The organism is Curtobacterium sp. 22159, from assembly GCF_052045775.1.
Lineage (GTDB): Bacteria > Actinomycetota > Actinomycetes > Actinomycetales > Microbacteriaceae > Curtobacterium.
The window spans coordinates 53389-67280 of sequence record NZ_JBQEPN010000009.1 but is presented as its reverse complement, the minus strand read 5'-3'; the positions used below and the strand labels follow the sequence as shown (position 1 = coordinate 67280).

Annotated in this window: 14 protein-coding genes and 1 tRNA gene; 9 read left to right on the top strand and 6 right to left on the bottom strand. The window is 71.8% G+C overall.

Annotation, left to right across the window (positions count from 1 at the left end; translation table 11 throughout):
• Positions 1–381: 381 nt before the first annotated feature.
• Both ACTJKO_RS11730 and ACTJKO_RS11725 read left to right on the top strand, forming a co-directional pair.
• Positions 382–1794, top strand: a complete 1413-nt coding sequence (locus ACTJKO_RS11730; protein ID WP_440688844.1) for an APC family permease — start codon at positions 382–384, stop codon at positions 1792–1794.
• A gap of 9 nt (positions 1795–1803) precedes the next feature.
• Complete coding sequence (locus tag ACTJKO_RS11725; protein ID WP_440688842.1) at positions 1804–3174, top strand: NAD-dependent succinate-semialdehyde dehydrogenase; 1371 nt, start codon at positions 1804–1806, stop codon at positions 3172–3174.
• A 64-nt stretch (positions 3175–3238) separates the two neighbouring features.
• Here the strand turns inward: ACTJKO_RS11725 and ACTJKO_RS11720 are convergent, their stop codons facing one another.
• The gene (locus ACTJKO_RS11720; protein WP_440688840.1) at positions 3239–3973 is read right to left on the bottom strand and encodes an SDR family NAD(P)-dependent oxidoreductase; all 735 of its coding nucleotides are present in this window, start codon (positions 3971–3973) and stop codon (positions 3239–3241) included.
• Positions 3974–4049: 76 nt separating this feature from the next.
• Between ACTJKO_RS11720 and ACTJKO_RS11715 the strand changes: the two genes are divergently transcribed.
• Positions 4050–4631, top strand: a complete 582-nt coding sequence (locus ACTJKO_RS11715; protein WP_440688838.1) for a TetR/AcrR family transcriptional regulator — start codon at positions 4050–4052, stop codon at positions 4629–4631.
• Between the two features lie 21 nt (positions 4632–4652).
• Positions 4653–5105: a hypothetical protein gene (locus ACTJKO_RS11710; RefSeq protein WP_440688836.1), complete on the top strand. Its 453-nt coding sequence runs from the start codon at positions 4653–4655 to the stop codon at positions 5103–5105.
• 20 nt (positions 5106–5125) lie between these two features.
• Here ACTJKO_RS11710 and ACTJKO_RS11705 read toward each other — a convergent pair whose 3' ends face one another.
• The 4 genes from ACTJKO_RS11705 to gabT form a co-directional block, all read right to left on the bottom strand.
• Positions 5126–5287, bottom strand: coding sequence for a hypothetical protein (locus tag ACTJKO_RS11705; protein ID WP_440688834.1), 162 nt, complete (start codon positions 5285–5287; stop codon positions 5126–5128).
• 94 nt (positions 5288–5381) lie between these two features.
• Entirely contained in the window at positions 5382–6749 is a 1368-nt protein-coding gene (locus ACTJKO_RS11700; RefSeq protein ID WP_440688832.1) for a flavin monoamine oxidase family protein, read from the bottom strand.
• A complete protein-coding gene (locus ACTJKO_RS11695) occupies positions 6746–8308 on the bottom strand; it encodes an NAD-dependent succinate-semialdehyde dehydrogenase (RefSeq protein ID WP_440688830.1) in 1563 nt (520 codons plus the stop codon). Before ACTJKO_RS11695 ends, ACTJKO_RS11700 begins: the two co-directional genes overlap by 4 nt.
• On the bottom strand, positions 8305–9666 hold the full coding sequence (gene gabT, locus ACTJKO_RS11690) for a 4-aminobutyrate--2-oxoglutarate transaminase (protein WP_440688828.1): 1362 nt from the start codon (positions 9664–9666) through the stop codon (positions 8305–8307). Before gabT ends, ACTJKO_RS11695 begins: the two co-directional genes overlap by 4 nt.
• Before the next feature lie 92 nt (positions 9667–9758).
• Here gabT and ACTJKO_RS11685 point away from each other — a divergent pair, with 92 nt between their 5' ends.
• The 3 genes from ACTJKO_RS11685 to ACTJKO_RS11675 all read left to right on the top strand — a co-directional run bounded on the left by ACTJKO_RS11685 (position 9759) and on the right by ACTJKO_RS11675 (position 12423).
• A complete protein-coding gene (locus ACTJKO_RS11685; RefSeq protein ID WP_440688826.1) occupies positions 9759–11294 on the top strand; it encodes a PucR family transcriptional regulator in 1536 nt (511 codons plus the stop codon).
• Between the two features lie 20 nt (positions 11295–11314).
• Positions 11315–11935 carry a TetR family transcriptional regulator C-terminal domain-containing protein gene (locus ACTJKO_RS11680; protein WP_440688824.1) on the top strand — a complete coding sequence of 207 codons (621 nt, stop codon included), beginning with the start codon at positions 11315–11317 and terminating at the stop codon, positions 11933–11935.
• Positions 11936–12006: 71 nt separating this feature from the next.
• A complete protein-coding gene (locus tag ACTJKO_RS11675; RefSeq protein ID WP_440688822.1) occupies positions 12007–12423 on the top strand; it encodes a hypothetical protein in 417 nt (138 codons plus the stop codon).
• A 68-nt stretch (positions 12424–12491) separates the two neighbouring features.
• Here ACTJKO_RS11675 and ACTJKO_RS11670 read toward each other — a convergent pair.
• A tRNA-Leu gene (locus ACTJKO_RS11670) sits at positions 12492–12578 on the bottom strand.
• 86 nt (positions 12579–12664) lie between these two features.
• On the opposite strand from ACTJKO_RS11670, the gene ACTJKO_RS11665 reads away from it, so the two are divergent.
• Together ACTJKO_RS11665 and ACTJKO_RS11660 are read left to right on the top strand one after the other, a co-directional pair.
• Positions 12665–13345: an FhaA domain-containing protein gene (locus ACTJKO_RS11665; RefSeq protein WP_440688820.1), complete on the top strand. Its 681-nt coding sequence runs from the start codon at positions 12665–12667 to the stop codon at positions 13343–13345.
• Complete coding sequence (locus ACTJKO_RS11660) at positions 13342–13890, top strand: FHA domain-containing protein FhaB/FipA (protein ID WP_440688818.1); 549 nt, start codon at positions 13342–13344, stop codon at positions 13888–13890. Before ACTJKO_RS11665 ends, ACTJKO_RS11660 begins: the two co-directional genes overlap by 4 nt.
• Positions 13891–13892: the final 2 nt, after the last annotated feature.

Here is a 13892-nt window from a genome sequence, read left to right as displayed (position 1 = left end):
GTGCAGTGGCGAGCAGTGCTCCACGGCCGCTGCGGCTCCCGCGGGTCCGGGTCATCGGTCCTCCTCGTCCGGCCCGCCGAGGTGCGACGGGGGTGACGGCGCCGATCGCGCCGACGTGAGCGTAGGGAGCGGGGCCGCGAACCAGCTGCGGGACGGCCGGACGGGCTGAGCGTCCTCCGGGGCTGCCCACAGCCAGGACCGGTGGCATCCGCGGCAATCGCCACCACGTACACCGACGTCCGCGATCGTGTACCCGGTGGCGGGTCTCGGTATGCCAACGGCATCGGTAGGGTCGGCGCACCGGTCCACCCGACACGGTCCGCGCAGTGCCGCGCGGACCCCGGCCCCGCGGCCCAGGTCGCGCGCAGGAGGGAACTCCCCATGGCATCACCCACCGTCCTCACCCCGACGCCCACGTCCGCGCGGGGCGGCTCGCTGAAGCGGAGTCTCGGGCTCTGGGCGATCGTCGGCCTCGGGCTCGGCTACATGACCCCGACCGTCGTGTTCGACACGTTCGGCATCGTCTCGGGCCAGACGAAGGGGGCCGTGCCGAGCGCCTACGTCATCGCGCTCGTGATCATGCTCCTCACGGCCGTCAGCTACGGGAAGATGGTCCGCGTCTACCCGGCCGCCGGCTCCGCCTACACGTACGTGCGGGAGTCGATCCACCCGAACGCCGGGTTCATGGTCGGCTGGGCGTCACTCCTGGACTACCTGCTGCTGCCGATGGTGAACGCGCTCATCATCCGGCTCTACCTCGAGCAGGTGTTCCCGTCCCTGCCCGCGTGGGTGACGGTCGTCGTCTACACGGTGTTCGTCACGACGGTCATCTGCCTGTCGATGCGCGGCACGTCCAACCTCAACATGGTGCTGCTCATCGGGGCGATCCTCGCGATGATCGCGTTCGTGGTCTTCGCCGTCATCGAGCTCGTCCGCGGCGCCGGAGCGGGCACCATCGTCAGCACGGAACCGTTCGTGCACGACGGCGTGACGATGTCGGCGCTCCTGACCGGTGCGACCGTGGTCTGCTTCTCGTTCATCGGCTTCGACGCGGTCACGATGTACACCGAGGAGGCGAAGTCCGTCCGGACCATGCCGAAGGCGATCCTGCTGACCGTGCTCATCGGCGGCCTCATCTTCCTCGTCTCGGCCTACTTCGCCCAGCTCCGCTTCCCGACGAACGCCCCGTTCGGCGAGTTCACCGACGACCCGCTGCCCCAGATCGGCCTGCTCGTCGGCGGCAAGGTCTTCCAGGCGATCCTCGTGGCCGCCGGGTTCGTCGCCGCGCTGGCGTCCGGACTCGCGTCGCACGCGAGCGTCGCCCGCATGCTGCTCGTGATGGGTCGGAACAACGTCCTGCCGAAGAAGGTGTTCGGCTACGTCAGCCCCCGCACCCGCACGCCCATCCCGAACGTCATCATCGTCGGCCTCGTCACGCTCCTCGCGATGACGTTCTCGCTCGACACGATCTCGTCGTACATCAACTTCGGCGCGCTCATCGCGTTCACGTTCGTCAACCTGACGGTCATCGTGCACTTCGCCTGGCGCGAGGGCCGTCGGCACACCGCCCGCGACCGGTTCACCTACATCCTGATGCCCGGTGTCGCGATGCTCCTGACGGGTGTTCTCTGGACGCAGCTGCACGCCGACGCCCTCATCGCCGGCTGCGTCTGGGCTGCGATCGGCTTCGTGTACCTGCTCGTCATCACGAAGGGCTTCCGGATCCAGCCGAGGGGCTTCGACGAGAACCAGCCCGTGACGGGCGTGAACAAGCAGCTGACCGACCAGCTCTGAGAGGACCGCATGACCGACTACGCCGTCACCGACCCCACCACGGGCGAGGTGCTCCGCACCTTCCCCACCATCACCGACGAGGAGCTGCGGGCCGCGATCGACAGCGCGGACCGCACCCACGCCGAGTGGTCGCGGACCAGCACCGTCGCGGACCGCGCCGCCCTGCTCCACCGCGTCGCCGAGCTGTACCGGGAGCGGCGGGACGACCTCGCCGCGACGATCGTGCGCGAGATGGCGAAGCCGATCGACCAGGCGGTCGGCGAGGTCGACTTCTGCGCGGACATCTACGACTACTACGCCGACCACGCCGAGGAGTTCCTCGCCGACCAGCCCATCACGCTGGCCGAGGGCAGCGAGGGCAGTGCCTTCATCCGGAAGTCCTCGATCGGCGTCCTGCTCGGCATCATGCCGTGGAACTTCCCCGCGTACCAGATCGCCCGCTTCGCCGGCCCGAACCTGCTCATCGGGAACACCGTCCTGCTGAAGCACGCCCCGCAGTGCCCCGAGTCGGCGCTCGCGATCGAGGCGGTCTTCCACGACGCCGGTTTCCCCGAGGGCGCCTACACGAACGTCTTCGCCACGAACGACCAGGCCGCCGACGTCATCGCCGACCCGCGCGTGCAGGGCGTCTCCCTCACGGGCTCCGCGCGCGCGGGTGCCGCGGTCGCCGAGGTCGCCGGTCGGAACCTCACGAAGGTCGTCCTCGAGCTCGGCGGGTCCGACCCCTTCATCCTGCTGTCCACGGACGACCTCGACGCCGTGGTCGAGTCCGCCGTCGCCACCCGGCTCGAGGGCAACGGACAGGTCTGCAACGCGGCGAAGCGCTTCCTCGTCGCGGACCACCTCTACGACGACTTCCTGTCGAAGTTCACCGCGGCGATGGCAGCGGTCTCCCCGACCGACCCGACGACGCCGGGCGCGGAACTCGGTCCGCTCTCGTCGCCGGCCGCCGCCGACCGTCTGCAGGAGCAGCTCGCCGCCGCCACCGCCCAGGGAGCGACCGTCGTCACCGGCGGCGAGCGCCGGGGCAACGCCTTCACGCCGACCGTGCTGACCGGGGTCACGCCCGACAACGACGCGTACCGCGAGGAGTTCTTCGGTCCGGTCGCCGCCGTGTACCGCGTCGCCGACGAGGACGCCGCCGTCGCCATCGCCAACGACACCCCGTACGGCCTCGGTTCGTACCTGTTCACGACCGACGCCGACCAGGCGCTCCGCGTCGCGGACCGCATCGAGGCCGGCATGGTCTACGTGAACATCGTCGGCGCGGACAGCCCGGAGCTGCCGTTCGGCGGGGTCAAGGCGAGCGGCTTCGGCCGCGAACTCGGCCCGTTGGGGGCCGACGAGTTCGTCAACAAGAAGCTGATCCGCATCGGCTGACGACCGCCGGACGGGAGGCGCGGTGCGGCCCGGCACCGCGCCTCCCGTCCGTTCCGTCGTCGCGTCAGACGGCGATGCGCCCGCCGTCGACCGGCAGCACCGCCCCGTGCACGAACGACGCGGCGTCGGTCGCGAGGAACACGATCGCCTCGGCGACCTCGTCGGCCGTGCCCGGACGGCCTGCGGGGCCGGCCGCGGCGAGCTGGTCGAGGCCCTCCCCCATCGCCGCGGTCCCCTCGGTGCGCGTCGGCCCCGGGCTCACGGCGTTCACGCGGACGCCCGACGGGCCGAACTCCGCCGCCCACGACTTCGTCAGCAGGACGAGTGCTGCCTTAGTGGAGCCGTACAGACCCATGCCAGCGGCGCCGAACTCGGCGACCATCGTCGTGACGTTCACGATCGCACCATCACCGCGCTCGGCCATCCCGGGCGCGAGTGCAGCGACGAGGAAGTAAGGCGCCTTCACGTTGACGTCGAAGACATCGTCGAACCCCTCGGGTGTGGTGTCGGCGGTGGCCCCGAACGGGAAGATGCCAGCGCTGTTCACGAGCACGTCGACCCGACCGCCGCCGAGCCGGAGTGCCTCGCTGGCGAGTTCCCGCGCGCTCGACGCGTCCCCCAGGTCTGCCCGCACGAAGTCGGCGCTCCCTCCTGCGGAGCGGATGGCACGGACCACGTCCTGCCCGCGTTCGGTGTTGCGGCCCGAGACGACGACGTGCAGCCCCCGGGCGGCGAGCTGCTCGGCGGCGGCGCGCCCGATGCCGCTGGTGGAACCGGTGACGAGTGCGGTCTTGGTCATGGTCGATGTCCTAACTGAACAGATCGGTTTGGTTTGACGCTGGTAACTGTACAGATCAGTGCAGTAATGTCAATCCGTGCCCGACAGCTCCGAACCTCGCACCCGTCGACGTCCCGCGTACGAGCGCGCCGTCGCGACAGCCGACCGGCTCTTCTACGAGCAGGGCATCCACGCCGTGGGGGTGGACCAGGTGGCCGCTGAAGCGGGGATCTCGAAAGCGAGTCTCTACGCGCACTTCCGGACGAAGGACGACCTCGTGCTCGGCTACCTCCGCGGGCGCAGTCGGTCATGGCAGGAGCACGTCGCCGAGGAGCTCCCCGGCCGCGGCGACGCTGCGCGGGAGCGGATCCTGGCCGTCTTCGACCTGCTCGGGGAGTGGTTCGCGGAACCGGGGTACCGCGGCTGTCCGTTCATCAACGTCGAGGCAGAGTACGGCGCCGGGCACTCGACGCACGTGGTCACCCTCGAACACCGCACCTGGGTACGGGAACTGTTCGAGTCGTTGCTCGCCGAAGCCGGCAGCACGGACGCCGGAGGGACGGCGCTGCAGCTCTGCCTGCTCTACGACGGCGCGATGGCGAGTGCGCAGGCGGACCCCTCCCGCCCCTGGGCCGCGGCGGCCCGGACAGCAGCGGAGCGCGTGATCGCCGCCGGCTGAGCCCGGCCGTAGGATCACGACGTGACCACAGGTGCTCCACGCCCCCGCCCCGCCGTCGTGACGGCCGCCGTCGTGCTCTGGCTGGCGTTGTTCGCGTTCCAGCTCGTGTCGTCGTCCGTGCAGATCGCACGCAGCGTGTCGGCCGACGGCCCGTGGATGGTCCTGCCCGGCCTCGTCGGCCTGGCGTTCCTGGCGTGGTTCGTGTTCGGCGCGTTCCGCGTCGGTCGCGGCTCTGGCCGCGCGCGGTTCTGGATGGCGGTGCTCGGCGCACTCACCGTGATCGGCGGCTTCGCCCCGCCGTACGGCCTCCACACGCTGATCGCGGTGCTCGCGGGGGTCGCGGCGGCGCTGCCGTACCTCCCCGCGGCGCGCGGGTTCTTCCCGCCGCGGGTGCCACGGGCGGCCGGGGCCCAGGCGCCCCGCGTCGTCGGCTGGGACCCGGAGACCGGGGAGCCGATCCGCGCGAGCGACTGACCGCCGCCTCGGCGGATCCGCTACTGCTGCGGGTCGACCGGCTCGCCGCCCGAGTCGCGGTCGCTGTCCTGCTCCGGGTCCTCGGTCGCGTCACCGGTGGACGAACCGTCGGGCAGGTCCTCGGTGTACTGCCGTTCGTCGTCGGTCGGCTCGTTCGTCCCGTTGGGTGTGGTGTCGCTCATGGCCGCGACGGTACGCGCGGCCGAGCCGGGCACACACAGGACGCCAGGCGCGGTGCCGGATCGCACCGCGCCTGGCGTCCACCGTGCTCGGGCGCTACTGCACCGCCGGCTGTGGCAGGGCAGCGAGGATCTCCGCGGCCGCTGCACGGCCCATCCGGACCGCTCCGTCGACGTGCTGGTACCCGTGCCCGGCCAGGTCGCTCGACGCGAACCGGATCGGACCCACGGCAGCGCGCTGGTCGGCGCCGTAGCGGACGAGACCGCCGAGGTCGAAGCTCGCCGCGTAGGCGCCGCGGGTCCACTCCTCGGTGCCCCAGTCGCTCTCGTAGTAGACGACGGGCCGGAGCGCCTCGTCGCCGTAGTAGTGCGCGAGCGAGGCGAGGACCCGGGCCTTGCGCTCCTCCGCGGACAGCGTGAAGACGTCGTCGGCGTGCACGTCGGACACGAATCCGACGAGCGTGCCCTGCTCCTTGCCGAACGAGGTGTTGTCGTACGCCTCGTGCACGAGCTCGTACGGGCTGAACGCGGTGCCGGACAGCCCGGCCTCGCGCCAGAACGGGCGGTCGTAGACGGCGTGCACCTTGATCACGAAGCCCATCGACAGGTGCTGGTGCAGCTGGTGCTGGCGGCGCGGCAGCGGCGGCTCGTACGAGATGCGCGAGTAGAGGGGCGGCGGGACGGCGACGAGCGCCTGCCGGGCCCGGACCTCGATGCCGCCGTCGGCGAGTGCGACCACGCCCTCGTCGTCCCAGCGGAGCGTCCGCACGGGCGCGTCGAGGTGGACGTCGTCGCCGAGCCGTGCCGCGAGCCGTTCGGAGACCTGCTGCATGCCGCCGACGACGCGCTTGTCGAGGATGAAGTCCGCGTCGACGAGGTTCGAGAAGCTCCCGGCGGACGCCGCCATGAGGAGGGCCTGCAGCGCCGAGAAGGCGTGGGCGGGCTTGGTCAGCATCGCGCCGGCGATGAACAGCTCGACGTTGTCGGTCGCGACCCGGTCGTTGCTGAGGGTGTGCAGCCACGCACGGAACGAGGTCTCGTCGAGGGCTGCCGCTCCCTCGGTCTCCCACGGGCGTGCCGGATCGACCTTCGCGACGTACTCGTCCACGACCGCCACGAGGCGTTCGATCTCGGCCGCGGTGGCCTCCGGCAGCGGGAAGATGTCGCCCGTGTACTCGGTGCGGGTGCCGTGCTCGTCGATGTAGACGCTGGAGCCCTCGCGGTAGCGGTCGTACGTCTCGAGCCCGAGTTCGTCGAGGGTCTCGAGCAGCGCGGTCTGGTCCGGTGACACCCACTGGCCGCCGATCTCGAGCGTGACGCCCTCGATGTCGTTCGTCCAGGTGCGACCGCCGACCCGGTCGCGGGCCTCGAGCACGGCGACGGTCCGGCCCTCGGCGACCAGCCGGTTCGCGGCGGTCAGGCCGGTCACGCCGGCTCCGATGACGACGACGTCTCTCTCGATCATCGTGCTGCTCCTGTCGTGGTGCTCGTGCTGCGGAACGGGTCCGGGGTCAGCGTGTACATGGTCTCGAGGTACTCGGCGATGCCCTCGCCGCCGCCCTCGCGCCCGAGGCCGGACTGCTTCACGCCGCCGAACGGCGCCGACGCGTTCGAGACGACGCCGGTGTTGAGTCCCAGCATGCCCGTCTCGAGCCGCTCCATGAGCCGCTGTCCGCGGGCCGGGTCCTCGGTGAAGGCGTAGCCGACGAGACCGTACTCGGTGTCGTTCGCCGCCGTCACGGCCTCGTCCTCGGTTCGGAAGGTCCGGATCGCCAGGACCGGGCCGAAGATCTCGTCCCGCAGCAGGTCGCTGTCGGGCTGCACGTCCGTGAGGACCGTCGGCGCGTAGAACGTGCCCGGCCCGTCGACGGGGTGGCCGCCGGTCCGGAGCGTGGCACCGCGGTCGAGCGCGTCGGTGACGAGCCGGTGGGCCTTGTCGACCGCGCGGGAGTCGATGAGCGGACCGATCGCGACGCCGTCCTCGGTCCCGCGTCCGACCGGCATCGCTGCGACGCGCTCGGTGATCCGCCGGGCGAACTCGTCGGCGAGGTCCTCGTGCACGAGGAACCGGTTCGCCGCCGTGCAGGCCTGACCGGTGTTCCGGAACTTGGCGAGCATCGCACCCTCGACGGCGAGGTCGAGGTCGGCGTCCTCGAACACGAGGAACGGGGCGTTGCCGCCGAGTTCCATGCTGGTGCGGAGCACGTTCCCGGCCGCCTGGCGCAGGAGGGTCCGGCCGACCGGGGTAGAACCCGTGAAGGAGAGCTTCCGCAGGCGCGGGTCGGCGATCAGCGGCTCGGAGAGGGCCGCGGCGTGCGTGGTGGGGACGACGTTGACGACGCCCGCCGGGACGCCCGCCTCGAGCAACAGGTCCGCGAACAGCAGCGTGGTCAGCGGGGTGAGCTCGGCGGGCTTCACCACGACGGTGCACCCGGCGGCGAGCGCGGGCGCGATCTTGCGGGTGGCCATCGCGAGCGGGAAGTTCCACGGGGTGATGAGGAACGCGGGTCCGACCGCCTTGTGGGAGACGATCGCCCGGCCGGAGCCCTCGGGGTTCGGGCCGTACGAGCCGCCGATGCGCACGGCCTCCTCGGAGAACCAGCGGAGGAACTCGCCGCCGTACGTCACCTCGCCACGGGCCTCGGCGAGGGGCTTGCCCATCTCGAGCGTCATGAGGAGCGCGAACTCCTCCCGGCGTTCCTGCAGCAGGTCGAATGCCCGGCGCAGCACCTCGGCGCGCTGACGGGGTGGGGTGGTCGCCCACCCCGCACGGGCCGCATCCGCGGCGGTGAGGGCACGGAGACCGTCTTCGGGGGTTGCATCCGCGACGCGGAGGAGCGTCTCGCCCGTGGCCGGGTCGACGACGGGGAAGGTCACGTCGACACTGGCCGGCTGCCAGGTCCCGTCGATCAGGAGGCCCGTGGGGACCCGGTCGAGCACCGCCTGCTCGGCGGCTGGTCCGGTCGCGTCCGGGACGGTGGGCCAGGCGGTCGCTCCCAGGGCCGTCGGGGTCGTGGTGCTCATGCGGCGGCCAGTCCTTCCAGCACGATGTCGAGTCCCTCGCGGAGCAGCTCGTCGCTGATCGCGAGCGGGGGCAGGAAGCGCACGACGTTGCCGTAGGTGCCCGCGGTGAGCGCGATCACGCCGTGCTCGTAGGCGTACCGGACGACGCTGCCCGTGAGCGCGGCGTCCGGCTCACCGGTGGCGGGGTCGACGAGCTCGATCGCGACCATCGCCCCGCGACCACGGACGTCGCCGATGCGCGGGTCGCTCGCCTGCGCCTGGCGGAGACGACCGAGCAGCAGGTCGCCGATCGCGGCGGCGCGGTCGACCAGTCCGTCGTGCTCGAACGCCTCGATCGCGGCGAGCGCCGCGGCGCACGCGACGGGGTTCCCGCCGTAGGTGCCGCCGAGGCCGCCGGCGTGCACGGAGTCCATGATCTCGGCGCGGCCGGTCACGGCGGAGAGCGGGAGGCCTCCGGCCATCCCCTTCGCGGTGGTGACGACGTCGGGCACGATGCCCTCGTGCTCACTCGCGAACATCGCGCCCGTCCGCGCGAACCCGGTCTGCACCTCGTCCGCGATGAAGACGACGCCGTTCGCCGTCGTCCACTCGGACAGGGCCGCGAGGAAGCCCGGGGCGGGCTCGACGAAGCCGCCCTCGCCCTGGATCGGCTCGATGAGCACGGCGGCGGTGTTCTCGGCGCCCACCTGCTTCTCGATCTGGGAGATCGCGCGCTTCGCCGCCTCGGGGCCGGACAGCCCGTCGCGGTACGGGTACGACATCGGGACGCGGTAGACCTCGGGGGCGAACGGACCGAAGCCGTTCTTGTACGGCTGGTTCTTCGCGGTGAGCGCCATCGTCAGGTTGGTGCGCCCGTGGTACGCGTGGTCGAACACCACCACCGCCTGCCGTCCGGTGTGCTTCCGGGCGATCTTCACGGCGTTCTCGACCGCTTCGGCACCCGAGTTGAACAGCGCGGTCCGCTTCTCGTGGTCCCCGGGCGTGAGCCGGTTCAGGGCTTCCGCCACGGCCACGTACCCGTCGTAGGCGGCGATCGTGAAGCACGTGTGCGTGAACGCGGCGACCTGGTCCTGCACGGCGGCGACCACACCGGGATGGGCGTTGCCGACGCTCGTGACGGCGATGCCGGAGCCGAGGTCGACGAGGGAGTTGCCGTCGGCGTCGACGACGACACCGCCCCCCGCCGCGACGACCGCGATGGGGACGGCGACACCGACGCCGGACGCCACGGCGGCGGTCTTCCGTTCGAACAGCTCGCGGGAGCGCGGGCCGGGCACGGCCGTGACGAGCCGTCGTTCCTGGGGCAGCGCAGGGCCGCCGGCAGCGGCGCTGATCGAGGGTGCAGCGGTGGAGGACATGCCGCGATGGTAGGAGCGTCCGAGGACGCCCCCCACTGTCCACCGTGTACATCGATCCCGTCGCTGATCGACTCTGCGGATAGGGTGCCTCCATGGCCGCGACCCTCCGATCCCTGCTGCACCGCGCCGACCTGCACCTCCGACTGCTCACCGGCACCGACGCCGCAGCGCTCGACGAACCGCTGTCGTGGCTGCACAGCTCGGACCTCGAGGACCCGACGCCGTTCCTGACCGGCGGGCAGGGCCTCCTCACGACGGGCACCCAGTTCGGGGTCGACACCGAGGTGACCGACGCGGTCGCCACGGACTACGTCACACGGTTGCGGCGGCGAGGGGTCGTGGCGCTCGGGTTCGGCACCGAGGTGGTGCGCGCGGGCACACCGTCCCAGCTCGTCGACGCGTGCGAGCGACTCGGCCTGCTGCTGTTCGAGGTGCCGTACGAGACCTCGTTCATCGCCGTCGCCCAGGCGAACGCCGACGCCGTCGCGCGCGAGGCCAACGCCCGGAACGCCTGGGCCCTCGCCGCGCAGCGCGCGATCTCCCTCGCCGCCATGCGCCCGGACGGGCTCGGCGCCACGATCGCGGAGCTGTCCCGGCAGCTCGACGGGTGGGTGGGGCTGTTCGACGTCTCCGGACGGCTCGACCGTGTCCACCCGGACGACGGGGTCCCCTCGGGGGACCTGGAGCTGCTCCGCAGCGAGTCGCTGCGCCTGCTGCGTGCGGGGCAACGGGCCAGCCTGCCGGTGACGACCGAGCACGGCACCGGGTTCACGTTGCAGACCCTCGGCAGCGGTGGGCACCTCATCGGTGTCCTCGCCATCGCCAACGGTGGCGCCCTCGACCGCGCCGGCCGGGAGGTCGTCACCTCCGTGATCGCCCTCGCCGGTCTCGCGCTGCAGCAGAACCGCGAACTCGCGCGAGCACGTGGTCTCCTGCGCACCGGCCTGCTCACCATGCTCTCCGTCGGCGACCCCGCCGTCGTCGACTCGACCTCGCGCGAGGTCTGGGGACCGCTCCCCGCCGAGCCGGTCCGCATCGCCGCGGTCGACGTGCCCGACCAGGACATCGACACCGTCGTCGACCTGCTCGAGCTGTGGGTCCAGGACCGCCCGGGACACCTCTTCTTCGCCGTCGACGACGCACTGTTCCTCTGCGTCGGTGCCGACGACACCGGGATCGTGGAGGAACTCGTCGCACGGTACGACCTGCACGCCGGGCTCTCCGACGGCGCCTCCTACCGGTACTTCGGCCGCGCGCGGACTGAGGCGGTGCAGGCGCTCGACCGCCGGCGGGAAGGACGGCCGGGCACGACCGAGTTCGGCGACCTCGCCCGCGAAGGCGTCCTCGCGCACCTCGCCCACGTGGACGTCGACGCCGGCGCCGTGGCCCGGGCGTTCCTCGCCCCGATCCTCGAGCACGACCGCACCGCGGGCACGGAGCTCACCCGCACCGTCCGGGAGTGGCTCGCGCAGAACTGCGAGTACGACCGGACCGCGCAGGCACTCGGCATCCACCGGCACACCGCCCGAGCCCGTGTCGAGCACGCCGGCCGGCTGCTCGAGCGGGACCTGTCGGTGTTCGCGACCCGGGCCGACCTGTGGGCGGCGTTCGTCGTCGAGGACGCGTGAACGGCACCTACCCTGGAGTCGTGCCGACGACACCGGCCCGCCGGCGCCGCAGTCCGGCCGAGCGCGAGGCGCAGATCGCCGCCGCGGCGATCGCCGTCGCCCGCGCGGACGGACTCGCGGCCGTCACGCTCCGCGGCGTCGCCGCGGCCGTCGGGGTGGCACCGTCCCTCGTCGCGCACTACCGACCGAGCATGGACGACCTCGTCGGCGACACCTTCCGCACCGTCGCGAGCGCCGAGGTCGACGAGGTCCGGGCGATCGTCGCCACCGAACCGGACCCGGTCGCCCGCCTCCGGACGCTCCTCGCCTGCATCGCGGACCCCGCACGCGACGACGTCGCGACCCTCTGGGCGGACGCCTGGAGCATCGGACGGACCAACCCCGGGCTCGCGGCCGCAGCACGTGGGGTCATGGACGACTGGCAGGCACTGGCGACCGAGGTGGTCCGCGACGGTGTCCGCGCCGGCGTCATGCGCGCCGAGGACCCCGACGCGGTCGGTCGCCTGCTGTTCGCGCTCGTCGACGCCACCAACGGGTACGCCCTCGTGGACTACCTCGACCGGGCCACCCGCGAGGCCCTGGTCCGCACGACCATCGCGCGGTCGGTCCACGTCGACGACGACGCGCTCACCACGTCCTGACCGCCCGCGGACCGATCGGTACGCTCGGGACCACGGCAGCAGCACGCCGTGAGCAGCGGGACGGGGAGCACATGACGACGACCGACGACCTCCGCCGAGCACGACGGCCACGCGCGGTCACCGTCGCGATCGTGCTCTGGGCGATCTGGCTGGTGGTGGGCGTGCTCGCCACCGTCCTCGTCTCGACGTCCGACGGCCTCACCGGGATCGGCGGCGTCCTCGTCGTCGTGCTGTCGTTCGTGGTCTGGGCCGTGGTCGCCGCGGCGGTGGTGCTGCTGCTCCGCGGATCGGCCGTCGCCCGCATCGTCCTCGTCGCGGTCGCCGCCCTGCGTGCCGTGCTGAGCATCACCGAGGGCGGCGTCTCCCTGGTGTTGATCGCGATCTCGGTCGCCGCAGCCGTGCTGCTCTTCGTGCCCAGCGCGCGTCCGTTCTTCCGGCGCGTCGACCCGACGGAGCCGAGCCGCGCCTCCAGGCCCGACCAGGACTGACCCCGGCTCGACCGTCGCCCGAACGCGGAGAGGCCCCCGGATTCCTCCGGGGGCCTCTTCGTCTTGCCTGGTGCGCGAGGGGGGACTTGAACCCCCACGCCGTTTCCAGCACACGGACCTGAACCGTGCGCGTCTACCAATTCCGCCACTCGCGCCAGCCCTGGAACACTACCATGCACAGACGCTGCCAGACGCCACCCACTACCATGCAGTGGTCGACGACCGAGAACACTGGAGACCCATGGGCCTGTTGGACAGCTTCGAGCGAGGGCTGGAGCGCGCCGTGAACGGTGCGTTCGCGAAGACCTTCCGCTCCGGCGTGCAGCCCGTCGAGATCTCGAGCGCCCTCCGCCGGGAACTCGACACGAAGGCCGCCGTCGTGTCCCGCGAGCGCATCCTCGTGCCGAACGAGTTCACGGTGCGGCTCGCTCCGCCGGACTTCACGCGCATGAACGACGTCGGCCGTCCGCTCATCGACGAACTGTCCCAGCGGGTGCAGCAACACGCCGTCGCGCAGAACTACTCCTTCTCCGGGCCCGTCACGATCCGCCTCCGACAGGACGGCACGCTCTCGACGGGCATCCTGCAGATCGACTCGACGACCGTGCAGCGCGACGTCGACTGGATCGCCGTGCTCGACATCGGATCACAGCGGCACAAGCTGCGCCGCGGGCGCACGGTGATCGGCCGGGGGACGGACGCGGACATCACCGTCGCGGACACCGGCACGAGCCGGAAGCACGTCGAGGTGATCTGGGACGGCAAGCACGCCCAGGCCAACGACCTCGGGTCCACGAACGGGTCGAAACTGAACGGCGAGCGCTTCCAGCAGGCCATCGTCGAGCCGGATTCCACGATCGAGATCGGTCGTACCCGTATGGTGTTCCGGGTGATCCCCGAGAACGACGGAGGTGCCAGGTGACCACAGGGCTGACCCTGCTCGTCCTGCGCTTCGCGTTCCTCGCGGTGCTGTGGCTGTTCGTGTTCGTGATCGTCTTCGCCCTGCGGAGCGACCTGTTCGGCCAGCGCGTGCGCACCATCCCGACCGACCCGAAGGCCGGCGCCTCCGGCCCGACCACCCCAGCGGTCCCGGCAGCGGCGCCGTCCGCGACGTCGGCGAGCGCGTTCACCGACCTCATCGGACAGCCAGGAGGCGCGCAGCAGCCCGCCACGCCGGTCGCGACCCGCCTCGTCATCACCGAGGGCTCGCGCGAGGGCATGGAGATGCCGCTCGGCGGCGGACCGATCACGATCGGGCGCTCCAGCGAGTCGAACGTGGTCATCCGCGACGACTACACCTCGACCAACCACGCCCGCCTCGACCTTCGGGCCGACGGCTGGCTCCTCACCGACCTCGAGTCCACGAACGGCACGTTCGTCAACGGTCAGAAGGTGACCGCTCCCGTGACCGTCGCGGAGCGGACGCCGATCACGATCGGGACGACGACGTTCGAGCTGCGGCGGTAACC

Coding starts and splice junctions, on each gene's coding strand:
- ACTJKO_RS11730 (WP_440688844.1), top strand. CDS start 382: ATGGCATCACCCACCGTCCTCACCCCGACGCCCACGTCCGCGCGGGGC.
- ACTJKO_RS11725 (WP_440688842.1), top strand. CDS start 1,804: ATGACCGACTACGCCGTCACCGACCCCACCACGGGCGAGGTGCTCCGC.
- ACTJKO_RS11720 (WP_440688840.1), bottom strand. CDS start 3,973: ATGACCAAGACCGCACTCGTCACCGGTTCCACCAGCGGCATCGGGCGC.
- ACTJKO_RS11705 (WP_440688834.1), bottom strand. CDS start 5,287: ATGAGCGACACCACACCCAACGGGACGAACGAGCCGACCGACGACGAA.
- ACTJKO_RS11700 (WP_440688832.1), bottom strand. CDS start 6,749: ATGATCGAGAGAGACGTCGTCGTCATCGGAGCCGGCGTGACCGGCCTG.
- ACTJKO_RS11695 (WP_440688830.1), bottom strand. CDS start 8,308: ATGAGCACCACGACCCCGACGGCCCTGGGAGCGACCGCCTGGCCCACC.
- gabT (WP_440688828.1), bottom strand. CDS start 9,666: ATGTCCTCCACCGCTGCACCCTCGATCAGCGCCGCTGCCGGCGGCCCT.
- ACTJKO_RS11685 (WP_440688826.1), top strand. CDS start 9,759: ATGGCCGCGACCCTCCGATCCCTGCTGCACCGCGCCGACCTGCACCTC.
- ACTJKO_RS11675 (WP_440688822.1), top strand. CDS start 12,007: ATGACGACGACCGACGACCTCCGCCGAGCACGACGGCCACGCGCGGTC.
- ACTJKO_RS11665 (WP_440688820.1), top strand. CDS start 12,665: ATGGGCCTGTTGGACAGCTTCGAGCGAGGGCTGGAGCGCGCCGTGAAC.